A 22,052-nucleotide genomic window follows, 5' to 3' on the forward strand; every position below is an offset into this window, starting at 1 on the left:
GCTCGCTCCCTGCGTACTCACACCAGAAACCCGGCCCCGGCCATCCGCAGGACAGACAGCAGACCTATGAAAAACCGGCTTCCCGTTTTGTTGATCCTCGCCACCGTCATCATTGATGCCATGGGCATCGGGCTCATCCTGCCGGTCATGCCTGATCTCATCCGAGAGGTCACCGGAGGCGATCTCGGCGCGGCGGCGATCTGGGGCGGCGTGCTCTCCACGGTCTTTGCCTTCATGCAGTTTCTCTGCGGCCCGCTTCTGGGCAACCTGTCCGATCGCTTTGGCCGCCGCCCGGTCCTGTTGATATCGCTGACCGTGATGTCCGCTGACTATGTGATCATGGCGCTGGCGCAAAACATCTGGGTTCTGGTGATCGGCCGCATCGTCGCCGGCATCACCGCTGCCACCTATGCCACCGCCATGGCCTATATGGCCGACATCTCAAGCGCGCAGGACAAGGCCCGCGCCTTTGGCATCGTCGGCGCAGGTGTGGGCATCGGCTTTGTGCTTGGCCCCGCCATGGGCGGCATCCTTGGACAGTTCGGCACCCGTGCGCCCTTCTGGGCCGCCGCCCTGCTTGCGGGCGGCAACGCCCTCCTCGGCTACATGGTCCTCAAAGAAACCGTCAGCGCCGCCAACCGCCGTACCTTTGAATGGCGCCGCGCCAACCCGCTGGGCGCGCTTTATGCACTCAACCACCTGCCCACGATGACCAAACTGCTGGTGGTGTTTTTCCTCTATCAGGTGGCCGCCGCCGTCTACCCCGCCATCTGGGCCTATTTCGTGACCGAGCGCTTTGCCTGGGAAGAGGGCATGATTGGCCTCTCTCTTTCCACCTACGGGCTCTGCTACGCCATCGTGCAGGCGGCGCTGATTGCCCCCACCATCAAATGGTTTGGCAACCGCCGCGCCGTGATCATCGGCCTCGCGCTGGAGGTCTTTGCGCTGATCTATATCGGCTTTGTCCCCACCGGCATGCTGCTCCTGATGGGCATCCCCATCGCCGCGCTCGCCTCTGTGGGTCTGCCCGCGCTGCAAGGCATCATGAGCCGCCGCGTTGCCGATGATGCGCAGGGCGAGCTGCAGGGCATTTCCTCGTCCCTGACCTCACTGGCGCATGTGCTTGCGCCTTTGGTGATGACGCAGGCATTTGCCTATTTTTCCGCCGATCACGCCCCGCTCTACCTGCCCGGCGCGCCCTTCCTGCTGGCCGCCGTGCTCATGGTCCTCTCCCTTGGTGTCTTCATGAACTCACGTAGGGGAACTTAACCTGAAAACGACGTGCTTTGTCTGGAACTGACCAACCGATCACCTCTAAGCTGCCAGAGTGACAGGGACCGGAGGAGGAAAGATCCACATGAGCACAGTCAAAGCCGCCGTTTGCCATGCGTTTGGCGAGCCCCTAGTGGTCGAAGACATCACTTTGCGCGCACCGCAAATGGGCGAGATTGAGGTCACCCTCAAAGCTGTGGCCGTTTGCCATTCCGACATCTCCTTTGCCGAAGGCGCATGGGGCGGCAGCTTGCCCGCTGTCTACGGGCACGAAGCGGCGGGTCATGTGACCTCTGTTGGCGATGGCGTGGTGGGCCTGGCTGAAGGCGACCCGGTGGTGGTCACCCTGATCCGTGCCTGTGGCAGCTGCCCAAGCTGCGCCGAAGGCAAGCCCACCATCTGCGGCACGCCTTATGATGGCGACAAAGGTCCGCTCACCACCGCCGATGGCGGCACGCTGCATCAGGCCATGGCCTGTGGCGCCTTTGCCGAAAAGGTGGTGGTGGATCAGTCCCAAGTGGTGAAAATCTCCGATGACATTCCCATGGAGGCCGCCAGCCTCATCGCCTGCGGCGTGATCACCGGCGTCGGTGCTGTGGTCAATGCCGCTCAGATCCGGGCCGGTCAGGATGTGGTGGTGATCGGCGCAGGCGGCGTTGGCCTCAACGCCATTCAGGGCGCGCGCATTGCCGGTGCCCGCCGCATCGTCGCCGTGGACATGAGCGAAGAGAAACTCGAAATCGCCAAAGAGTTTGGTGCCACCGACGGCGTGCTAGCCACCGACAAAAAACCTTTTGTGCAAGCGATCCGCGCCATGGGCCGCGGCGCAGATGCGGTGATCGTCACCGTGGGCGCGATCCCGGCCTATGATCAGGCCCCCCGCTACCTCGCTCCGGGTGGCAAAGTCATCATGGTCGGCATGCCGCATTCCGGTGAGAGGTCGAGCTATGAGCCGGTGATCCTCGCCGCCATCGGTCAGGGCATGCAAGGCTCCAAGATGGGCGATGTGGTGATCAAGCGCGACATCCCATGGATGGTCGATCTCTATCAGCAGGGCAGATTGAAACTTGATGAGTTGATCTCTGGCCGTTGGACGTTAGATCAGATCAACGAAGCCATTGCGGACACCAAAACCGGCAGCGCCAAGCGCAATGTGATTGTGTTTGACGACTGACCACTCACTGCGAGGAGACCCCCTGTGTTGAAATTTGTCACCGATCTTTTCAAACCTTCGGCGCCCAAACCGCCAGCACCGATCTCCTCGCAGACCTCCATGAATTTTGACACCGAGGAAGTCACCCCCTTCCTCATCCAGCTCGCCAACAACCCCCGGTTTGTCTTTCCCGAAGGCGTGGCCCAGCTGGTGCAGCAGGATCTGCAGGAAATGGCGGTCGAGGAAACCCGGCGCTGGAAGCTGACCTGCGATCTCGACCGTCAGCCGATCCATCTGGAAATCGAAGCCTTCATGGATGATGTGAACGCCCCGGATCTCTCCTTCTTCAGTACGCTGGAGGCGGTGCAGGAGATCGAGCAGGAACTGGAGGCTTTCGCCGCCGCCAAAGGGCTGTAAATCCACGCAACGCACGGTGCGGTAAGGTTTTTTGCTCGCCAAAATTCGCACCGTCGCAATACAGTCGCGATACAGACACGATACCGACGTGCAATTTTATGGTTAATTTTGCCCGTTGCATTGAGGAGCTGCGCCATGAAACTCACCGATCTGGACGTGATCATCACCGCCCCCCCAGCCCCCGGATGGGGCGGGCGCTACTGGATTTTGGTGAAGCTCACCACAGACACCGGCATCATCGGCTGGGGCGAATGCTATGCCTCCTCCGTTGGCCCCGACGCGATGACCCATGTCATCCGCGATGTGTTTGAACGCTACTTTTTGGTCGAAAGCCCTGAAAACATTGAACGATTGTTCCGCCGCACCTATTCCTCAGGCTTCACCCAGCGCCCCGACCTGACAGTGATGGGCGCGTTTTCCGGTCTGGAAATCGCCTGCTGGGACATCCTCGGCAAAGACCGCGACCGCCCTGTCTATGCACTGCTGGGCGGTTTGATGAACGAACGCCTGCGCGCCTACACATATCTCTACCCTCTTGAAAATCATAAGATTTCTGAATTCTGGACCTCACCAGAGATGGCCGCCGAAAGTGCTCTGGCCGCCGTGGATCAAGGCTACACCGCCGTCAAGTTCGACCCCGCTGGCCCCTATACCATGCGCGGTGGCCACATGCCCGCGATGAGCGACATCTCCATGTCCGTGGCCTTTTGCAAAGCGATCCGTGAAGCCGTTGGAAACAAAGCGGATTTGCTCTTTGGCACCCATGGCCAATTCAACACCGCAGGCGCCATTCGACTGGGCCAGGCGCTGGAACCTTACAGCCCGCTCTGGTTCGAAGAACCCACGCCGCCCGACAACATCGAAGACATGGCACGGGTGGCCCGCAACGTCCGCATTCCCGTCGCCACCGGTGAACGCCTGACCACAAAAACCGAGTTCGCCACCGTCCTGCGCACCGGCGGCGCCGAGATCCTGCAACCCGCTCTGGGCCGCGCGGGCGGCATCTGGGAAATGAAAAAAGTTGCTGCAATTGCAGAGTGTTACAACGCCCAAATGGCACCGCATCTTTATGCCGGGCCGATAGAATGGGTCGCCAATATTCATCTGGCCGCCTCCATTCCCAACCTGTTGATGATCGAAACCATCGAAACGCCGTTCCACGATGCGTTGATCAAATCTACTCTCAAAGTTGAAGGCGGATATGTAACCCCGCCAACCGCACCCGGCCTTGGCATCGACGTGGACGAGGCTCTGGCCCGCGCAAATCCCTTTGATGGCAAAGGCTTACATCTCCAGATGCAGGACGCGCCGTGCGACTATGTCAATGGGAACAGCTTCGAAGGAGGCGCACCACCAAAAGTCTGAGCCATCTCGCAACCGGATGCTACACATGTTATATGAGAAGTGGACAACGAACTTTCTGCCATACCGGAACCAACAGACGTGACCCTTCAAGACCCCACCGCGCCGCAGTCCGAAATGGCGAAAAACGCCGATGCTGCAGCGACTTACCTCAAAACCCTGGCCCACTCCGGGCGTCTTATGATTCTGTGTCATCTGGAGGGTGGAGAAAAATCGGTCGGCGAATTGGAAGCCCTGTTGGAAGTGCGCCAAGCGGCGGTCAGCCAAATGCTCGCCCGCCTGCGCGAAGAGGGCTTGGTGGCCACCCGGCGCGAGGGTAAAACCATCTTCTACAGTCTGGCGGATTCAAACACCTCTCAGGTTATATCGTTGCTTTACAACATCTTTTGCGCCCCCAAGCCGGAGTAGATCTGATTGGTTGAAGCGCTTCCAACCGCCCTTGAGGATTGGTTTGCAGCGCGCGGCTGGCAACCCCATCCCCACCAGCGCGCCATGCTGGAGCGCGCTGACGCCCCCTGCACACTGCTGATCGCTCCCACAGGTGGCGGCAAGACCCTCGCCGGTTTTCTGCCCACTCTCGCAGACCTCGCGCGCAGTGATCACGCGGGGCTCCACACACTTTATGTCTCTCCTCTCAAGGCCTTAGCCGCCGACATTAAGCGCAATCTCCGCGCCCCCGTCGATGAGATCGGTCTTCAGATTCGCATAGAGGATCGCACCGGCGACACCTCACAAACCGTGAAGAAACGCCAGCGGGTCGACCCGCCCCACATTCTGCTGACCACCCCCGAAAGCCTTGCGCTCCTGACATCTTACGAAGATGCCCCGCGCATTTTTGCGGGATTAAAGCGCGTAGTTGTTGATGAAATTCATGCACTTGCAGAAAGCAAACGCGGGGATCAACTCTTCCTAGCCCTCTCCCGTTTGCAAGCGCTCTGCCCGGATCTGCGTCGCGTCGGCCTGTCCGCAACCGTCGACCACCCCGAGGAAATCGCCCGCCTGCTCGCGCGAAATCCTGCCCCTTGCGACATCCTCTATGCAGACCCTGGCCCCGCGCCGGACATCGCCGTGCTCACAACCGAGGAGGCCCCGCCTTGGTCCGGCGGCGGGGCCGCCTACGCCATCCCCGCAGTGCTTGAGCAAGTCAAAGCACATAAGACCACGCTGATCTTTCACAACACCCGCGCACAGGCAGAGATTTTCTTTCATAATCTGTGGCTTGCCAATGATGAGGGCCTGCCAATCGGCATCCATCATGGCAGCCTCGACCGCGCGCAGCGGGAGAAGGTTGAGGCCGCCATGGTGCGCGGCGACCTGCGCGCCATTGTCTGCACCGGCAGCCTGGATCTGGGTATCGACTGGGGCGATGTGGACCTTGTGATCCAGGTCGGTGCCCCCAAAAACGTCAAACGCCTGATCCAGCGTATAGGGCGCGCTAACCACCGCTACAACGCGCCTTCCAAGGCGCTTCTGGTGCCAGCCAACCGCTGGGAGGTGGTGGAGTGCGTCAATGCGCTGGAAGCAGCCCGTGCAGGCGACTTAGATGGCGATCCCCGCGGTCCCGGTCCGCGCGACGTGCTGTGCCAACACATATTGCTCACGGCGGCCTCTGGCCCGTTTGCGGCTGACGCCCTCTTCGTTGAGGTCGCCAGTGTAGGCGCATACACAGACCTGACCCGTACAGATTTTGACGCCTGCCTCGATTTCTGTGCCACGGGCGGCTATGCGCTAAAGGCTTATGATCGTTGGCAAAGATTGCAACAGCGCCCTGATGGACTGTGGCAGCTGCGCGATCCCCGCGCCGCCGCGCGCATCCGTATGAACGCAGGCACCATTCAGGACAGCGACACCCTGAAGGTGCAGTTGAAACGCAATCGGGGTGGCAAGCCGCTTGGAGAGGTCGAGGAAGCTTTTGCCGCGACACTTTCCGCAGGAGACACCTTCCTCATCGGCGGGCAGATCGTGCGCTATGAGGGCCTGCGCGACATGACGGTGCAAGTCTCGCGCAATGCCGCACGCAAGCCGCGCGTGGCCGTTTTCTCCGGCACCAAATTCTCAACATCCACACAGCTCTCACAACGCACCCTGCGCTATTTACAACAAGCGCATTGGCCGGACCTGCCAGAGCACACCGCCGACTGGCTGCGGCTGCAAGGGGAGATCTCTCAGCTGCCGGAACCTGACCGGTTATTGGTCGAAACCTTTGAACGGGACGGGCGGCAGAACATGTGCGTCTATGGGTTTGCCGGGCGCAATGCGCAGCAAACACTCGGATTGCTTCTCACCAAACGCATGGAAGACTTGGACCTCGCACCTATGGGGTTTGTCGCCTCAGACTATGCCACTCTGATCTGGGGGCTGGATGAGGTGATAGAACCCAAACCTCTGTTTGATCTCAACGTGTTGCGCGACGGTCTGGACGGTTGGCTGGCGGGCAACGCGCTGATGAAACGCACGTTCAGAGCCTCAGCCACGATTGCAGGGTTGATCGAACGCAACACACTGGGTGCAAAAAAGTCCGGGCGCCAAGCCACCTTCAGCTCAGACATCCTCTACGACACCCTGCTAAAATACGACCCAGATCATTTGTTGATGGAGGTCACGCGGATGGAGGCCATGCGCGGGCTCGTCGACTTTGCGCGGATCGAGGCGATGTTGTCCCAAGTCGGAGACCGGATCGACCACGTGCGCGCACCGCATGTCACGCCCCTCGCCGCGCCTCTGCTTTTGGAAGTGGGCAAAGTCCCCGTGCAGAGTGGCAGCGCCGAAGAGCGCCTGCTCGCAGAAGAAACCGCAGCGCTTATGCAAGACAGTGGCCTCGCCAGCGTTTGAACGGAACTTGTGCAAAGCGTCGAAGAAGCAAAGAGATACCCATTGATCTGGCTATCTTCAGCCCATAAGAACGTACCATGAACGGCGTTTCGATCACTCTTGCAGGCTGCACGCTTTCCGCGCTGGGATCCGGCGCATTGTGGTGGGAAGATCAGCGGCTATTGGTGGTCTCTGACCTGCATCTGGGCAAATCAGAACGCGTTTTGCGGCGCGGCGGACCTGCCATTCCGCCCTATGAAACACGCGATACGCTTTTGCGTTTGGAAGAGGCCCTTGAAGCGACAGAGGCCAGCACCGTGGTGTGTCTGGGCGACAGTTTTGACGATGTAGAAGCTGCCCGTGCGCTTTCAGAGGATGAACGCCTCTGGATCGCACGATTGCAAGCTGGCAGGCGTTGGGTCTGGATTGAGGGCAACCACGATCCCGGCCCCGTCGATCTAGGCGGCGCACATTTGTCAGAGCTCCCTTTGCCGCCTTTGACGTTTCGCCATTTCGCGCAGACTGGACAAAGTGGCGAGATCTCAGGGCATTACCACCCTAAGGTCACGGTCCAGACCCGACTGCGCAAAATCTCACGTCCTGCCTTTCTCTTTGACAGCGACCGCATCATCCTGCCCGCCTTTGGTACCTATACCGGAGGTTTGCGCAGCGACAACAAGGCGCTTTCAGAGTTGATGCGGCCAGAGGCGATGGCGGTGATCACGGGTCACACGCCTCGGCTCGTCACCGTGCCGCGCTGAAAAGGTTGACGCTCGGGTTTGTCTACCCTCTTCTGCCTGTGGGAGAGGAAAACAAATGCCACCATCAGAACCAATCGCGCAGAAAATCCACCACAGCTTTGCCAAGCAGGCCATGATGACAACTCTGGGTGCAGAGCTGACCAACCTGGATGCAGGCACGGTGACGCTCAGCGCGCCTATTCTGCCCACTTGCACGCAACAGCATGGTTTCGGCCACGCCGCGCTGACCTTTGGGCTGGGCGATAGCTCAGCGGGCTATGCGGCGCTTTCCATGATGCCTTAAGAGGCAGAGGTTCTCACAAGCGAAATGAAAATTCACCTGCTGGCCCCTGCGCAGGGGGACCACCTTGAAGCGATTGGTCGCGTGGTCAAACCCGGCCGCCGTCTGGTGATCGTGCAAGCCGAAGTGTTTGCTTTAGACAAGGGCCTGCGCACGCAAATTGCTCTGCTCACGGGCACGATGGTGCCGACCCTGCCCAAATAGAAAAGGCGGCCCGAAGGACCGCCTCAAAATCTCGTATCGCCAAAGGCTTACACTGTCAGCCCTTCAGGCTCTTCCAAACCGTTTGCGCGGCAACACGCGGTCACGGTATTGGCCAGCAGGCAAGCAATGGTCATCGGACCAACGCCACCGGGAACCGGTGTGATCGCACCGGCCACTTTGGCAGCGCTTTCATAGTGAACGTCGCCCACAAGGCGGGTTTTGCCTTCGCCCTTTTCCGGGGCGTCGATGCGGTTGATGCCCACATCAATTACGGTTGCGCCTTCTTTGATCCAGTCGCCCGGCACCATTTCAGGGCGGCCAACAGCGGCCACAACGATATCGGCCTGTTTGACCACACCGGGCAGATCTTTGGTGCGGCTGTGCGCGATGGTCACGGTGCAGCTGTCCCCCAGCAAAAGCTGTGCCATAGGCTTGCCAACAATGTTGGAACGACCAATCACCACAGCATTCATGCCGGAGATCGACCCGTGATGATCACGCAGCATCATCAGGCAGCCCAGCGGGGTGCAAGGCACCATGGATTTCTGACCAGTGCCCAGCAGACCCACGTTGGAAATGTGGAAGCCATCCACGTCTTTTTCCGGCGCGATGGAGTTGATCACCAGATCTTCGTTCAGATGACCAGGCAGCGGCAACTGCACCAGAATGCCGTGTACGGTCTCATCGTTGTTGAGCTGATCGATCAGCGCCAGAAGATCGGCCTCAGACGTGTCTGCGTCAAGCTTGTGCTCAAAGCTGTTCATGCCCGACTCCACGGTCTGCTTGCCCTTTGAGCGCACATACACCTGGCTTGCAGGATCCTCGCCCACCAGCACAACCGCGAGGCCCGGGGTGATCCCATGCTCCTCTTTCAGGCGTGCCACATGGCCCGCCACTTTCTCGCGCACAGTGGCCGCAAAGGCCTTTCCGTCAATCACTTGCGCAGTCATCTTGGTCTCCCCTTACGCATCCGCCCGGGCATAAGACGCCCGGTAATGATCCATTTGCATCCGTGTCGCCAACACGGCGTTTTTCATCAGTGTGGCCACCGTCACAGGGCCGACGCCGCCGGGCACCGGTGTGATCCAGCCTGCCACCTCTGAACAGCTGGCAAAATCTGCATCCCCAACCGTGCGCGGGCCGTCCGGCGTCTCCACACGGTTGATGCCGATATCAATCACAGCTGCGCCCGGCTTGATCATGTCGCCGGTCACCAGACCTGGCTTACCCACCGCAACAAACACCGCATCTGCGGCACGGCTATGCATGGCAACCGAGCGTGTCATGTGGTGGCACACGGTGACTGTTGCACCAAGGCCCATCATCAAGAAGGCAATTGGCTTGCCCACGATCTCGCTGTGGCCGATCACGGTGACGTTCAGACCTTCCATCTGCAAAGGCAGGGTTTTCAGGATCTCCACCGCGGCCACCGCCGTACAGGGGCCAAGCGCCAGATCGTTGTAAACGATGTTGCCAATAGAGGCCGGGTGCATGCCTTCAACATCCTTCAGTGGATGCACCGTTTTCTGCAGCGCTTTCACCGGAATATGCTCTGGCAATGGGCGCTGGATGATGATCCCATTCACGCGTGGATCATGGTTGAGCCCCTGCAGGATGCCAATGAGCTGCTCCAACGAGGTCTCTGCCGGATAGCTGCGTGCCTCAAACTGAACACCTGCGCTCTCGGCTTGTTTCTGCTGATTGCGGACGTAGATCTCGGCGGCGGCTGTATCGCCAACGCAGATCGACACCAAGCGTGGGGCCCACCCCAGTTCGCTCAGCGTTTGCGCCTCTGCCCTGACCTCTGAGCGCAGCGTCGCTGCAATCTCTTTCCCATCAATCACTGCTGCGCGCATGTCGTGCTCCGCTATTCGAATTCTATGGTCTGCGCCTCGCGCGCAATCGACCAATCAATCAATTGACGCCACAAGGTTTCAATGAGGTCTGGATCCAGTTCCTCGGCCTCGGCTGTGGCGCGGACTTTGGCCACCACATCTTCGATGCGGGCCGGAATGGAGGCCGGCAGACCGACCCCCTGTTTGATCTCAACCGCCCGGTCGATGTAGGTCGCCCGTTTGGCCAATAGCTGGACCAATGTGCGGTCCAGCATATCGATTTGCTCTCGCAAAGTTGGCATGTCGGGGCAATCGGCAGGGGCAAGCATCGCTGTTCTCCAGAACGTGTCGCGCATGCCCTACCCTGCCTATGCCCAAACCGCAATCCGGATCAGAACAGGCCTTCGATCAAGCCTTCGTCGTTCAGACGGATGCTTTCCGACGCAGGCTTGCGGGGCAGACCCGGCATGGTCATGATCTCACCGCAGACAACCACGATGAAGCCAGCACCGGCAGACAGACGCACCTCACGCACAGGCACGGAGTGGCCTGTTGGCGCGCCGCGCAGGGACGGATCCGTGGAGAAGGAGTACTGGGTTTTTGCCATACAGACCGGCAGGTTGCCGTAGCCCGCTTCTTCCCACTCGCGCAGCTGGTTGCGGATTTTGTTGTCCGCCAGAACTTCGTCCGCGCGGTAGATACGCTTGGCGATGGTTTCGATCTTCTCAAACAGCGGCATGTCATCTGGGTAGATCGGTGCGAAGTTGGCGGAGCCACCTTCCACGATTTCCACAACTTTCTCTGCCAGCGGCGCGGAGCCCTCAGAGCCCAGTTCCCAGTGACGGGACAGTACCGCTTCCACACCGTGCTCTGCGCAGTAGTCTTTGACGGCCTGCACTTCTGCGTCGGTGTCGGTCACAAAGTGGTTGATGCCCACAACAACCGGCACGCCGAAGGACTTCACGTTCTCGATGTGACGGCCAAGGTTGGCGCAGCCATTTTGAACAGCTTCAACGTTTTCTGCACCCAGATCAGCTTTGGCAACGCCGCCGTTCATCTTCATGGCGCGCACGGTGGCCACCAGAACAACCGCGGAAGGCGCGATGCCTGCTTTGCGGCACTTGATGTTCATGAACTTCTCAGCACCGAGGTCGGCACCGAAGCCCGCTTCGGTCACAACGTAGTCCGCCACTTTCAGAGCGGTCTTGGTTGCGATCACAGAGTTACAGCCGTGCGCGATGTTGGCGAATGGGCCGCCGTGCACAAACGCTGGGTTGTTTTCCAGAGTCTGCACGAGGTTTGGCTGCATCGCGTCTTTCAGCAGGACGGTCATTGCGCCTTCTGCTTTGATGTCGCGGCAGTAAACCGGGGTCTTGTCGCGACGGTAAGCCACGATGATATCGCCCAGGCGCTTTTCCAGGTCTTCCAGATCGTTTGCCAGGCAGAGGATCGCCATAACTTCGGAAGCCACGGTGATGTCAAAGCCGGTTTCACGTGGGAAGCCGTTGGACACGCCGCCCAGGGAGGCTGTGATCTGACGCAGAGCGCGGTCGTTCATGTCGACCACACGACGCCATGCAACACGACGGATGTCGATTTCGCACTCATTGCCCCAGTAGATGTGGTTGTCGATCATCGCCGACAGCAGGGAGTGTGCAGAGGTGATGGCGTGGAAGTCACCTGTGAAGTGCAGGTTCATTTCTTCCATAGGCACAACCTGTGCCATGCCGCCGCCCGCTGCGCCGCCTTTCATGCCGAAGTTCGGGCCGAGAGACGCTTCGCGGATACAGATCATGGCGTTTTTGCCGATCTTGTTCAGGCCGTCGCCCAGACCCACGGTGGTGGTGGTTTTGCCTTCGCCCGCAGGTGTCGGGTTGATGGCAGTCACCAGAATTAGTTTGCCGTCTTCTTTGTCTTTGACGGAGTTGATGAACTGCTGGCTGACTTTGGCTTTGTCGTGGCCATATGGCAGCAGGTCATCAGAGCTGATGCCCAGCTTTGCACCGATTTCCTGAATCGGTTTCTTATTGGCTTCACGGGCGATTTCGATGTCGGTTTTGAAACTCATGGCGGTCCCTGTCACAAGGATGTTGACGTTCTGCCCCACTTCTAGCGCTCACAACGTCGCCCGAGGGATGCAATTCCGACATTTCCCGCGCTTGTTGCGTCGGCGATCGTGGCGGCGGTTTCTTTTAGGAAACGTTACGTCAATATAGGCTTCAACGGACCGCCACACGCTGCGATGCGGCGGTCAATCCGCCCGCGCGGCCTCCAAATGCGCCCAAACAGGCTGATCAGGCACAAACAGCCGCAGTTTGTCACCCACCGCAAAATGCCCTTCCCGCTCGACCCAGGCGGTCACGCCCCGACGCCCTTCTGCCGCTGCCTTGAATTTCGGGCCATGCCCCGGATGGTGACCTTCGATCACGCGCCCCGGCAGCACGCAGGGGCGATTCTCCATATCAACCGTAATGGTCGCGCCATCCGGCCCCTGAAGCCGCGCATTAGGAGGCACATGGGTGAAATCCGGAATGCCTTTGACCACGATAGAGGCACCGAGCCACGCCGGGTCCACTGTCTCCAGCCCCATTTCTTGCGCAATCAGATCCAGCTCTTCGTGTGACAGCACTGACAATTGGCGCACATTGGCAATCTCTGTGCCTTTCTCATAAAGCGCCTTCACTCGCACACAGGATTTCCGCGTCACGCCTGAGTGCGCCTCGCCGACCGCGCCACCAATCGACAATGTAAGTGTTTCCGCAGCAGTCGCACGCAAATCTTTTCCAGCAGGAGCAACGCGCCCCAACCAGGTGATCTCTGCTTCAAAAGAGGTGGGTTTGAGCGCGGGCATTGGGTCGTCTCCTGAGTATCTGTCCGGCGACTCTAACAACAGGCGGGTACCACAACAAACGACGAGCTTTGATGGCAAACATCAATTTGGGTGACGCGACTCGTCTATGGCCTACCCCTAACTGAGCAGACAATAGAGCGCACAAAACGAAAAACCCCGGAGCGTTTCATCGCTCCGGGGTCATATCTTGTAAGTAAGGTCAGATCAGGCCGACGGCTCCGGCTCCATCCCACCATCACCGCTTGGTTTGCTGCGCGGTTTGGTTTTAGGGATCGCAGTGACGCTTGGCGCGTTGCCCTCATCTGCGTCATTGCTGTCATCATCGCCCGATTGTGGCGGCTCGCCATCCATCACGCGTTTGATTTCATCGCCGGTCAGGGTTTCATATTCCAGAAGCCCTTGCGCCAGACGCTCCCATTCATCGTTGAAGTCGGTGAGCAGCTGGTGCGCTTTGTCATAGCCATCCTGGATCAGGCGTTTCACCTCTTCCTCGATCAGCTCTTTTGTATGCGCGGAGACAGAGAAGCCGCCAGTGTTGCCCTGATAGCCCTCATGCGCTTCGGCATAGTCGATGTTGCCGACCTTCTCCGACATACCCCAACGCATGACCATCGCGCGCGCCAACTGGCTTGCCTGCTGAATGTCGCCCGCAGGGCCGTTGGACACATGGTCTTCGCCGTATTTGATGATCTCAGCCGCTTTGCCGGCCATGGTCATAGCAAGCTTCTGCTCACATTCAGCCTTGTGCCAGTTCAGACGATCCATCTCCGGCAGGCTCACCACCATACCCAGCGCACCACCGCGCGGAATGATGGTTGCCTTATAGACCGGATCACATTCTGGCAACTTGAGACCCACCAGTGCGTGACCGGCTTCATGATAAGCTGTTTTCTCTTTCTGGTCCTGCGTCAGCACCATAGAGCGGCGCTCCGCGCCCATCATCACTTTGTCTTTGGCGGATTCAAAATCCTCCATGGTCACAAAGCGACGGCCAACACGTGCCGCCATCAGCGCAGCTTCGTTCACGAGGTTGGCAAGATCCGCACCAGAGAAGCCCGGCGTACCACGCGCAATGATGCGCAGATCAACGTCAGGGCCAAGCGGCGTTTTACGGGCGTGCACGCCAAGGATTTTCTCACGACCTTTGATGTCCGGGTTGCCCACGGTCACGTTGCGGTCAAAGCGGCCCGGACGCAGAAGCGCAGGGTCGAGCACGTCCCGTCGGTTGGTTGCCGCCAGAATGATCACGCCTTCGTTGGCTTCAAAGCCGTCCATTTCAACAAGCAGCTGGTTGAGGGTCTGCTCACGCTCGTCGTTGCCACCGCCGTAGCCCGCGCCACGATGGCGACCGACCGCGTCGATCTCGTCGATAAACACGATACAAGGCGCGTTTTTCTTGGCCTGCTCAAACATGTCGCGCACACGTGACGCACCAACACCCACAAACATCTCAACGAAGTCAGAACCGGAGATGGTGAAGAAAGGCACACCCGCTTCGCCTGCAATGGCACGCGCGAGCAGTGTTTTACCGGTGCCGGGAGGGCCAACAAGCAGCGCACCTTTTGGAATCTTGCCGCCAAGACGAGAGAATTTCTGAGGGTTGCGCAAGAACTCAACAATCTCTTCGAGCTCTTCCTTCGCTTCATCAATGCCGGCCACATCGTCAAAGGTCACGCGGCCCTGCTTTTCCGTCAGCATCTTGGCTTTGGATTTGCCAAAGCCCATTGCGCCACCTTTGCCACCGCCCTGCATGCGGTTCATGAAATAGACCCAGACGCCGATCAAAAGCAGGAAGGGCAGAAGACTGATCAGGAAGGCTTGGAACCCAGAGGTTTCCTGACTTTCAGCGCGCACCGGAATACCCTGCTCGATCAGCAGGCCCGTGACTTCGGCATCCGCAGGCATCACTGCCACATAGTTGGAGCCATCTTTCGTGGCATAGCGCACTTTCTCGCCATCAAGCGTCACGCTGGCCACCTGGTCACTTTGCACAGACGCAACAAAGTCAGAATAGCTGATTTCCCGGCTTTGCAGAGTGCTGCTGTCACCGCTGAACAGATTGAACAAGGCAAGGATCAGCAGAAAAAGCACGACCCAGAAAGCTACATTTCGCGCATTGCCCAAGGCAAGTCTCCCTTTAAGTACGCCCGTTCCCTATCACGGGCGCGTATACAGTTAAATAGAGATCGCTACCTCGTTATCAATGCGATATTTGGCAAACACACTCGCAAGTCGCGCCATTTTGTAACTAAAGCGCCAAAACCTGCGCATCCCATCCGTTAGAAAGGCCTGCGATGGGGGCCGCGATCAGTTTTGAACCCTGCCAGATCGCAGGTGAAGACAGCAGGCTCTGGCGTGGTCGCCCGGTGTCGCGCCAATCTGGAACGTCTGCCAGCCCCGCCTCGCCAAGCGCCGCAATTTCAAGGCCCGGCTCGCTATTGTCTGCAACTGAGGTCAATCTCCAGCGTTCATCCCAGAGGCAGTCTGTCGAGGTGCGCAAGCCTTTTACAGCCTGCCATTCACGGGTGATACGCAGCTGTCCGGCTTTCGGGATCACCAAACATCCGTGCAAGGGCTTGGGGACCTCAATGTTCCAAACACCCGAAAGCGTCTTGAAACGCGGCCGATACGGATTTCCGGACACCGTCCCCAAAGCATCGGCGAGCAATCTCGACTTCAAAGCGCCAGGCAGGCCCATTAGCCCTGCGTGATCAAAAATCACGTCGCCTGCATCCCGTGACACCAAATCCTTTGAGGCGCGCTCTGCGGCCCAAACCGCCAGCGCCCGCTGTTCTCTCATATGATCAGCGGTTTGGGCCAGGCGCTCAACGCTTAGGCCCAATGGCTCCAATGTCTCCATCATTTGCCGCGCTTTGACGCGATCAAACGTTGGATCTTCGTTGCTGGGATCATCCGCCCAAGACACATTAGCCTGTCGCAGATGATCACGAAGTGCCTGACGGCGCACGTTCAAGAGAGGGCGCAACCACGTCAATTCTCCGTCATGACGTGTCAGCTCCATGGCAGAAAGCCCATCCACACCCGATCCACGCGCAAGCCGCATCAGAAACGTTTCCGCCTGATCATCAGCGGTGTGCCCCAGAGCAACGCAGGTCAACCCGCACTCTTCAGCCCATTTGCGCAAAGCCGTGCGTCGCCCCTCTCGTGCCGCTTGCTGCAAATTGCCTCGCTGATCCCACTGCCAATTTAGAACACTGTGGTGCAGCCCATGGCACGCCGTGTACTCTGCGACCAAGGCAACCTCATCCCGCGCCTCAGGCCGAAGCCCGTGATTTACGCTCGCGACAAAAACTTCTGCTTTGGCCCATGCGCGCAGCAAATCCAGAAGCGCCATGGAGTCTCCGCCACCGCTGACGGCGACGCCGATCTTTACAGGGAGTTCCTGTCCGAAAGCCGTATCAAGCGCCTTTGACAAGGCATCAATTGGCGCAATCAGTGGCACTGCAGGTTGGCCATCTCGGCCTGCGCCTCAGAGACAAACACACCACCCGGGAAGCGCACACCAACTTCGTTCAGCGTCACACAGGCCTCGTTGACCTGACCAAGCGCGCCAAGGGATTTTCCGAGGCGAAACAGCGCTTCTGGGGCTGTGCCCGCCACAGGCGCACCCGAATAGGCTTCCAAGAACGCACGCGCAGCGCCGGTTTTGTCTTCTGTGCCTTCAAGCGCCTGCCCGCGCCGCAAATGCGCTTCAGATTCAAGCGGGCTCCCCGGATAGGTCTGTACAAATGACGCGAACTGATCTGCCGCAGACGCATACTCTGCGTTGTCCAAAGCAGTCATCGCGCGATTGAAATCCGTTTCTTCCCCTACAGCCAGCTCTGTCGGCTCACCATCACCCGATCCATCATCTTCACCTTCGGTGACATCGGGCACAGCCTCGATATCCCCACCCAGCGTGGTGGTTTCTCCAAGCTGACTCAGGTCTCCACCTTCAAGCTCCACAAGACGAAACTCCAGATCCCCAATGCGATTGGTGCCATCTTCCACAATGCGCGCTACGCGATATTGCAGTTCTTCGGTTTTGTTGGTCAGCACCTGAAGCTGCTGCTCAATCACATCGACCCGTTCCAACGTAGAGGCCCCCGCCACTACAGTGCCCGGCGCACCGGTTGTTGAAAGCTCTCGTTTGAGCTGTTGAATTTCGACGTAGAGCACCGAAAGTTGTTGGCGCACATCCGCCAGAGTTTCCTCACGCGTCTGCGTGCTGCCCATCACCGGAGCCAATACAAGCGCAAGTGCGCTTAGTCCTGCAAATACCTGCGCTCGCATCGTGACTTATCCCGAAACATTTGCCGTCAACACGGTCACCGCGCGACGGTTCTGCGCGTAGCAGCTTTCCTGCGAACAAACTTCGATCGGGCGCTCTTTGCCGTAGCTCACAGTACGCACGCGATTGGAGGCAACACCCTGAGACACCAGCAGTTCTTTCACCGCGCTTGCGCGCCGCGCACCAAGCGCGAGGTTGTATTCACGCGTGCCCTGTTCATCGGCGTGACCTTCCACAACCGCCACATAGTCTGTGTTCTCAAGCAGCCAGTTTGCCTGCGACAGAACCGTCAGGCGGCCCTGCTCACTCAGGGTAGACTGGTCGACAGCAAAGAGTACACGATCTCCGACAGCTTCCTGGAAATAGGCGATGGAGGTCGGGTCCGCGCTGCTTCCCGCTACGCCGCCAGTGCCATCCGCGCCAAAACCACCAGATCCGCCACCAAACCGATCGGCATCCGTACAAGCGCCAAGCGCCACCGCGGCCACCAAAAACGCCGCTTTTGTCCAAGTTTTCATGAAATCGCCTCGCCTTTTATCCCGAAAGTTCTTTCGTCTCTTGCCTGTTGTGCCATTCGTGTATCACAAGCCTGCGTTTTAGAAAACGCCGCCGTGCTTTGCTCGCTCAAGCGTTATTGGAGTGGCGACCAGCTTGGGTCAGAACCGCCCCCCGTTACGCTTACCGGCTTCAGGTTCCGTCCGGACACATCCACCGAATAGAGCGCCGACACACCGCCGGAGCCTTTGGTCTCGCGTGTAAACATAATCACACGTCCATTGGGCGACCATGTTGGCCCCTCATCCAAGAAAGAAGCCGTCAGCAGGCGCTCCTCGCTGCCATCGGTGCGCATGACGCCAATATGGAAACGTCCCTTGTTCTGCTTGGTGAACGCAATTAGGTCGCCGCGCGGGCTCCAGACAGGCGTGCCATAACGCCCTTTGCCAAAGCTGATACGCGTCGCCTCGCCACCATTGGCGTTCATGATGTAGAGCTGCTGTGTGCCGGAACGGTCGCTCTCAAACACAATCTTGCTGCCATCGGGGCTGTAACTCGGTGCGGTTTCAATCGACGGGGTCGACGTCAAACGCTGGCGCTGCCCGCTCGCGATATTCATTTTGTAGAGGTCAGTGTTGCCGCCTTCGGTCACGGACATAACAACACTTGAGCCATCTGGCGAAAAACGCGGCGCGAAGCTCATGGTGCCGCTCTCATTGGACAGCACCCGGCGCTGCACAGAGCCAACATCCAGAACATACACCTGCGGGAAGCCCGTTTCGTAGCTCGTGTAGAGCACGCGGTCTCCTTTCGGAGAGAACCGTGGTGCCAACACAATCGCGCGGCTGTCGGTCAAAAACTGTAGATTGGCGCCGTCATAGTCCATCACCGCCAGTCGTTTTTTGCGGTCACTCTTGGGGCCTGTCTCGCTTACAAACACCACGCGGCTGTCAAAGTATCCACCTTCACCGGTGATGCGCGCATAGACTTCATCCGCCACTTTGTGGGCCATGCGCCGCCAGCCGTCGAGGGTGCCTTTGAACCGCAGGCCGCTGCCCAGCTCGGTCCCTGCAAACACATCATATACACGGAAGCGCACCTCAAGCTGATTGCCGCTCACAGAGACGCCCCCGGAGATCAAGGCCTGAGCGTTGATGGCTTTCCAGTCGGCGTATTGCACCGGACTGTCAAAGTTGGTGATGCTGGAGATATGCGCGTTGGCCGGGATTTGCCGGAACAGCCCCGTGCCATTCAGATCTGCGGCGATCACCTGGCTGATATCGCGTGACACCTGATTGGAGCCCTGCGTTTCCGCAACAAAATCTGGCACCGCGTAAGGCAGAGGCTCGATCACCCCGTCCGTGATTTCGATGCGCAGAGGGGTGCTTTGGGCTTCTGCCTTATGCGCCCAAGGGGTCAGGGCCATCACCCCGATCATCACTGTGGCAAAAAGTCTGCTCATCGGCGCCTCATATTATCTGGGTTAAATGTAATCTCAACATCTCGCCAATGGTCATATTTTTCCACTGGCAAGTCATATCCGTCTTTCTGACAGCGCAAAACCGCGCGTCTTGCGGCCTGAAAAGCCGTGCGTGTGGCAGCGTCATCGCCGCCCTCTGCGCTCAGCAACTTAATGTCGCCCTGCACTTTGCCGTTGCGGTCCAAGGAAAGACCGACAACCACCGTCACATCTGCAGCGCGCGAGCCTACATCCACGACCCAGCATTGCTGCACGGCAACTCGCAGACCATCTCGTTCCCCTTGGCTCAAGGGCGGACCGGAAGGCGCAGCGGTGGTCTCTGCTGCCTCAGACGCGCTGGCTTCTGCCAATGCCGCGGCAATGGCGTCATCGGTTGCCTCAGCTGCCGGAGCTTCGGCCGCTGGTGTTGGCTGCGCCGTTGGGCGCACACGTGGACGTAACGATCGGCTTGGCGCTGCGCTGGCGAGTTCTTCTTGTTTGGGTTCCGTCGCTATTTCAGTGCTGGCGGCTTCTGGCGCTGTCTCTTCTTGCACCTCGTCCTGCACCTCAGCACTTTCGTCCGGCTGTGTCGCTTCCTGCAATGTATCCGCAATGGCTGTTTCAGGCTCCGGCGGGGCCACAGGTTCCGGCGCCACCCGTTCTGCCTGCGGGGCGGCCGGACGGACAGGTGCATCGGGGATGATCACCGCGCTGTCACTCTCCGGCGTCGGCAACTCAGGCGCCTCTTGCGCAACATCGTCCGGCTCAATTGGCGCTGGTGGCGTGACCTCTGTCAGCTCAGGTGTCACATCCGGCTCTGTGGGCAGCGCCTCAGGCGGCGTCACCTGCTCAGGCGTGTCGTCCGCTTGAGATGTCAGCTCCGGTGTCGGCTCCAACTCTTCAGGTGGCGTGGGCAAGGCAACTTCCGTCACCGTATCCGGCGACTCCTGAGAGCGCACCAAGGCGTCAAACTCCGCAGAGGAAATCACTGACACATCCGTCACCTCCACCGGAGGTGGATCAGGGTTCAGAACCCCGCCAAACAACACCCAACCAATCAAACCGGTGTGGACGATGCCGGAGATATAGTGGCCGATATGCACGCCTGCGTCCTAGTTGTCCGTACCAGCGGCCGCTGAGGGCTCCGCACCGCTGAGCGTCGGCCCGCCAACATCGGTTACAAGCCCGACATCACTGAAACCACCCGCATTGAGCGCGCCCATCACCTGCACCACAGCCTCATAAGGAATAGCGCCATCTGCGCGCAGATAAACCCGTTCAGAGCTGCGTTCGGCAGCAACCGCGCGAAGCTTGGGGACCAGTTCTTCCGCCGCTACGGGCGTCGTCATAATGGTGATGCCAAGATCCTTGTCGATGGTCACGGTCAAAGGCTCTTCCTGTTCACCGGGAAGCGGATTGGCTGCTGTCTTTGGCAGCTCCACCGGCACGCCCACAGTCAGCAGCGGGGCCGCCACCATAAAGATGATCAGCAACACCAACATGACATCCACAAACGGCGTCACGTTGATTTCGCTCATCGGCTGGCTGCTGCGGCGATTGCGGCGGCGGCGTTTGCCGCCTCCTCCGCCTGATTTCATCACACCCGCGCCCATCTTTTACGCGTCCAGCTGGCGGCTAAGGATGGTGGCAAACTCATCAGCAAAGGCTTCATAGCCTGAAACGATCCGATCGCTGTCCGCACTGAGCTTGTTATAGAAGATCACGGCCGGAATCGCCGCCAACAAGCCAAGGCCCGTGGCCAACAGCGCCTCTGCAATGCCCGGCGCGACCACAGCGAGATTGGTGTTCTGTTGAGCCGCGATCTCAATAAAGGCGTTCATGATGCCCCAGACCGTCCCAAACAGCCCGACAAAAGGCGCAGTGGAACCCACCGTGGCGAGGATCGGCAAGCCATGCTGCAGCTCATCGGCTTCCTTGGCAATCGCCACATCCATCGACCGGTCAATCCGGCTTGTGGCATTCGCAATCAACCCGCCATCCTGCCGGTGGCTGCGCTGCCATTCCACCATGCCTGAGGCAAACACACGCTCAGACCGCCCACTTGGCTCAGGCCCGAGTTCTTCAAAGAGCTGATCCAGCGGCTCGCCGGACCAGAACGCACGATCAAACCGCGCCGCCTCGCGGCGGGCTTTGCGATACATGATGTGCTTTTGAATGATCACCGACCAAGACCAGAACGACGCTACAATAAGCATCACCATGACCAGCTTTACGGTGAGGGTTGCGCGCGCGAAAAGCGCCCACATCGAAAAATCGACTGCTGCGTGTTCCATTTTGCCTGCTCTTTTCTGAGGCCCTCTTTTGGAGCCTTGTTTGAGAGCAAACCTAGCGGGTTTCCACTGGGAAATCTAATGAATTGGCGTCAATCGCGAAAAATTGCGCGCCCTAGTGGATCATTTGGCGAATATTTGCCGGCAAACGCACCGGTTGCCCTGCCTCATTCATGCAAACCACGGTCACCACAGCCTGAAACAGAAGCTCTTCGCCTCGTTTCACCCGCTGATCCATTGTCAGGCGCACGCCGGTCACGCTCCGCACTTCGGTCTCAACGGTCAGCTCGTCATCCAAAACAGCAGACCCCAGATAATCCGCTTCGACTCGACGCACGACAAAGACGATGCCTTCGTCTTTCATCTCTTTTTGATCAAGCCCAATCTCGCGCACCCACTCGCTGCGCCCGCGCTCGATGAATTTCAGGTAGTTGGCATAATAGACAATCCCCGCCATGTCGGTGTCTTCGTAGTAGATGCGGACTGGCAGGGTGTAGATCATTGAACTTACTCCAAATTCGGCTGCTCTATGGGTAGGCCGCAGACGTGTTCAATGCAAGCGGAACAAAG

Annotated in this window: 21 protein-coding genes and 1 pseudogene; 8 read left to right on the forward strand and 14 right to left on the reverse strand. The window is 59.0% G+C overall.

Going from position 1 to position 22,052, the window contains the following annotated elements; translation table 11 throughout:
• The first annotated feature begins 66 nt into the window (after positions 1 to 66).
• The 8 genes and pseudogenes from J7400_RS08470 to J7400_RS08505 all read left to right on the forward strand — a co-directional run bounded on the left by J7400_RS08470 (position 67) and on the right by J7400_RS08505 (position 8,260).
• Entirely contained in the window at positions 67 to 1,269 is a 1,203-nt protein-coding gene (locus J7400_RS08470) for a TCR/Tet family MFS transporter (protein ID WP_209061909.1), read from the forward strand.
• A gap of 88 nt (positions 1,270 to 1,357) precedes the next feature.
• Positions 1,358 to 2,446, forward strand: coding sequence for a Zn-dependent alcohol dehydrogenase (locus J7400_RS08475; RefSeq protein WP_209061911.1), 1,089 nt, complete (start codon positions 1,358 to 1,360; stop codon positions 2,444 to 2,446).
• A gap of 24 nt (positions 2,447 to 2,470) precedes the next feature.
• Positions 2,471 to 2,842 (forward strand): hypothetical protein, encoded by a 372-nt coding sequence (locus tag J7400_RS08480; protein WP_209061913.1) that lies wholly within the window; start codon positions 2,471 to 2,473, stop codon positions 2,840 to 2,842.
• Positions 2,843 to 2,977: 135 nt separating this feature from the next.
• A complete protein-coding gene (locus J7400_RS08485) occupies positions 2,978 to 4,207 on the forward strand; it encodes a mandelate racemase/muconate lactonizing enzyme family protein (protein WP_209061915.1) in 1,230 nt (409 codons plus the stop codon).
• A gap of 114 nt (positions 4,208 to 4,321) precedes the next feature.
• Complete coding sequence (locus J7400_RS08490) at positions 4,322 to 4,612, forward strand: metalloregulator ArsR/SmtB family transcription factor (protein WP_209062105.1); 291 nt, start codon at positions 4,322 to 4,324, stop codon at positions 4,610 to 4,612.
• Between the two features lie 6 nt (positions 4,613 to 4,618).
• Positions 4,619 to 7,036, forward strand: a complete 2,418-nt coding sequence (locus J7400_RS08495) for a ligase-associated DNA damage response DEXH box helicase (protein ID WP_209061917.1) — start codon at positions 4,619 to 4,621, stop codon at positions 7,034 to 7,036.
• Between the two features lie 77 nt (positions 7,037 to 7,113).
• Complete coding sequence (pdeM, locus tag J7400_RS08500) at positions 7,114 to 7,776, forward strand: ligase-associated DNA damage response endonuclease PdeM (protein WP_209061919.1); 663 nt, start codon at positions 7,114 to 7,116, stop codon at positions 7,774 to 7,776.
• Between the two features lie 55 nt (positions 7,777 to 7,831).
• Positions 7,832 to 8,260 (forward strand): annotated as a pseudogene (locus J7400_RS08505) (PaaI family thioesterase).
• Between the two features lie 47 nt (positions 8,261 to 8,307).
• Here the strand turns inward: J7400_RS08505 and folD are convergent.
• The 14 genes from folD to ybgC form a co-directional block, all read right to left on the reverse strand.
• The gene (gene folD / locus J7400_RS08510; protein WP_209061921.1) at positions 8,308 to 9,210 is read right to left on the reverse strand and encodes a bifunctional methylenetetrahydrofolate dehydrogenase/methenyltetrahydrofolate cyclohydrolase FolD; all 903 of its coding nucleotides are present in this window, start codon (positions 9,208 to 9,210) and stop codon (positions 8,308 to 8,310) included.
• 12 nt (positions 9,211 to 9,222) lie between these two features.
• Complete coding sequence (locus tag J7400_RS08515; RefSeq protein ID WP_209061923.1) at positions 9,223 to 10,116, reverse strand: bifunctional 5,10-methylenetetrahydrofolate dehydrogenase/5,10-methenyltetrahydrofolate cyclohydrolase; 894 nt, start codon at positions 10,114 to 10,116, stop codon at positions 9,223 to 9,225.
• Between the two features lie 11 nt (positions 10,117 to 10,127).
• Positions 10,128 to 10,424, reverse strand: coding sequence for a chorismate mutase (locus J7400_RS08520; RefSeq protein ID WP_209061926.1), 297 nt, complete (start codon positions 10,422 to 10,424; stop codon positions 10,128 to 10,130).
• 62 nt (positions 10,425 to 10,486) lie between these two features.
• The gene (locus J7400_RS08525; protein WP_209061928.1) at positions 10,487 to 12,163 is read right to left on the reverse strand and encodes a formate--tetrahydrofolate ligase; all 1,677 of its coding nucleotides are present in this window, start codon (positions 12,161 to 12,163) and stop codon (positions 10,487 to 10,489) included.
• Between the two features lie 183 nt (positions 12,164 to 12,346).
• Complete coding sequence (locus J7400_RS08530) at positions 12,347 to 12,946, reverse strand: MOSC domain-containing protein (RefSeq protein WP_209061930.1); 600 nt, start codon at positions 12,944 to 12,946, stop codon at positions 12,347 to 12,349.
• A gap of 204 nt (positions 12,947 to 13,150) precedes the next feature.
• On the reverse strand, positions 13,151 to 15,070 hold the full coding sequence (ftsH, locus tag J7400_RS08535; RefSeq protein WP_209061932.1) for an ATP-dependent zinc metalloprotease FtsH: 1,920 nt from the start codon (positions 15,068 to 15,070) through the stop codon (positions 13,151 to 13,153).
• Positions 15,071 to 15,194: 124 nt separating this feature from the next.
• A complete protein-coding gene (gene tilS, locus J7400_RS08540) occupies positions 15,195 to 16,409 on the reverse strand; it encodes a tRNA lysidine(34) synthetase TilS (RefSeq protein WP_348540144.1) in 1,215 nt (404 codons plus the stop codon).
• Complete coding sequence (locus tag J7400_RS08545; RefSeq protein WP_209061934.1) at positions 16,400 to 17,239, reverse strand: tetratricopeptide repeat protein; 840 nt, start codon at positions 17,237 to 17,239, stop codon at positions 16,400 to 16,402. Before J7400_RS08545 ends, tilS begins: the two co-directional genes overlap by 10 nt.
• Before the next feature lie 6 nt (positions 17,240 to 17,245).
• Positions 17,246 to 17,755 (reverse strand): peptidoglycan-associated lipoprotein Pal, encoded by a 510-nt coding sequence (gene pal, locus J7400_RS08550; RefSeq protein ID WP_209061936.1) that lies wholly within the window; start codon positions 17,753 to 17,755, stop codon positions 17,246 to 17,248.
• A gap of 113 nt (positions 17,756 to 17,868) precedes the next feature.
• Positions 17,869 to 19,194: a Tol-Pal system beta propeller repeat protein TolB gene (gene tolB / locus J7400_RS08555; RefSeq protein ID WP_209061938.1), complete on the reverse strand. Its 1,326-nt coding sequence runs from the start codon at positions 19,192 to 19,194 to the stop codon at positions 17,869 to 17,871.
• Positions 19,191 to 20,294 carry an energy transducer TonB gene (locus J7400_RS08560; RefSeq protein ID WP_209061940.1) on the reverse strand — a complete coding sequence of 368 codons (1,104 nt, stop codon included), beginning with the start codon at positions 20,292 to 20,294 and terminating at the stop codon, positions 19,191 to 19,193. The genes tolB and J7400_RS08560 overlap by 4 nt, the downstream gene beginning before the upstream one ends.
• A gap of 9 nt (positions 20,295 to 20,303) precedes the next feature.
• On the reverse strand, positions 20,304 to 20,804 hold the full coding sequence (tolR, locus tag J7400_RS08565) for a protein TolR (RefSeq protein ID WP_209061942.1): 501 nt from the start codon (positions 20,802 to 20,804) through the stop codon (positions 20,304 to 20,306).
• Positions 20,805 to 20,807: 3 nt separating this feature from the next.
• Positions 20,808 to 21,485 carry a protein TolQ gene (gene tolQ, locus J7400_RS08570; RefSeq protein WP_209061944.1) on the reverse strand — a complete coding sequence of 226 codons (678 nt, stop codon included), beginning with the start codon at positions 21,483 to 21,485 and terminating at the stop codon, positions 20,808 to 20,810.
• Positions 21,486 to 21,597: 112 nt separating this feature from the next.
• Entirely contained in the window at positions 21,598 to 21,984 is a 387-nt protein-coding gene (gene ybgC / locus J7400_RS08575) for a tol-pal system-associated acyl-CoA thioesterase (protein ID WP_209061946.1), read from the reverse strand.
• Positions 21,985 to 22,052: the final 68 nt, after the last annotated feature.

Source organism: Shimia sp. R9_2, assembly GCF_017743735.1.
Classification (GTDB): domain Bacteria; phylum Pseudomonadota; class Alphaproteobacteria; order Rhodobacterales; family Rhodobacteraceae; genus Shimia.

Bases quoted from the DNA above. Each gene is read 5' to 3' on its own strand.
- J7400_RS08470 (WP_209061909.1), top strand. From the start codon at position 67: ATGAAAAACCGGCTTCCCGTTTTGTTGATCCTCGCCACCGTCATCATT.
- J7400_RS08475 (WP_209061911.1), top strand. From the start codon at position 1,358: ATGAGCACAGTCAAAGCCGCCGTTTGCCATGCGTTTGGCGAGCCCCTA.
- J7400_RS08485 (WP_209061915.1), top strand. From the start codon at position 2,978: ATGAAACTCACCGATCTGGACGTGATCATCACCGCCCCCCCAGCCCCC.
- J7400_RS08490 (WP_209062105.1), top strand. From the start codon at position 4,322: ATGGCGAAAAACGCCGATGCTGCAGCGACTTACCTCAAAACCCTGGCC.
- pdeM (WP_209061919.1), top strand. From the start codon at position 7,114: ATGAACGGCGTTTCGATCACTCTTGCAGGCTGCACGCTTTCCGCGCTG.
- folD (WP_209061921.1), bottom strand. From the start codon at position 9,210: ATGACTGCGCAAGTGATTGACGGAAAGGCCTTTGCGGCCACTGTGCGC.
- J7400_RS08515 (WP_209061923.1), bottom strand. From the start codon at position 10,116: ATGCGCGCAGCAGTGATTGATGGGAAAGAGATTGCAGCGACGCTGCGC.
- J7400_RS08520 (WP_209061926.1), bottom strand. From the start codon at position 10,424: ATGCTTGCCCCTGCCGATTGCCCCGACATGCCAACTTTGCGAGAGCAA.
- J7400_RS08525 (WP_209061928.1), bottom strand. From the start codon at position 12,163: ATGAGTTTCAAAACCGACATCGAAATCGCCCGTGAAGCCAATAAGAAA.
- J7400_RS08530 (WP_209061930.1), bottom strand. From the start codon at position 12,946: ATGCCCGCGCTCAAACCCACCTCTTTTGAAGCAGAGATCACCTGGTTG.
- J7400_RS08545 (WP_209061934.1), bottom strand. From the start codon at position 17,239: ATGCGAGCGCAGGTATTTGCAGGACTAAGCGCACTTGCGCTTGTATTG.
- pal (WP_209061936.1), bottom strand. From the start codon at position 17,755: ATGAAAACTTGGACAAAAGCGGCGTTTTTGGTGGCCGCGGTGGCGCTT.
- tolB (WP_209061938.1), bottom strand. From the start codon at position 19,194: ATGAGCAGACTTTTTGCCACAGTGATGATCGGGGTGATGGCCCTGACC.
- tolR (WP_209061942.1), bottom strand. From the start codon at position 20,804: ATGGGCGCGGGTGTGATGAAATCAGGCGGAGGAGGCGGCAAACGCCGC.
- tolQ (WP_209061944.1), bottom strand. From the start codon at position 21,485: ATGGAACACGCAGCAGTCGATTTTTCGATGTGGGCGCTTTTCGCGCGC.
- ybgC (WP_209061946.1), bottom strand. From the start codon at position 21,984: ATGATCTACACCCTGCCAGTCCGCATCTACTACGAAGACACCGACATG.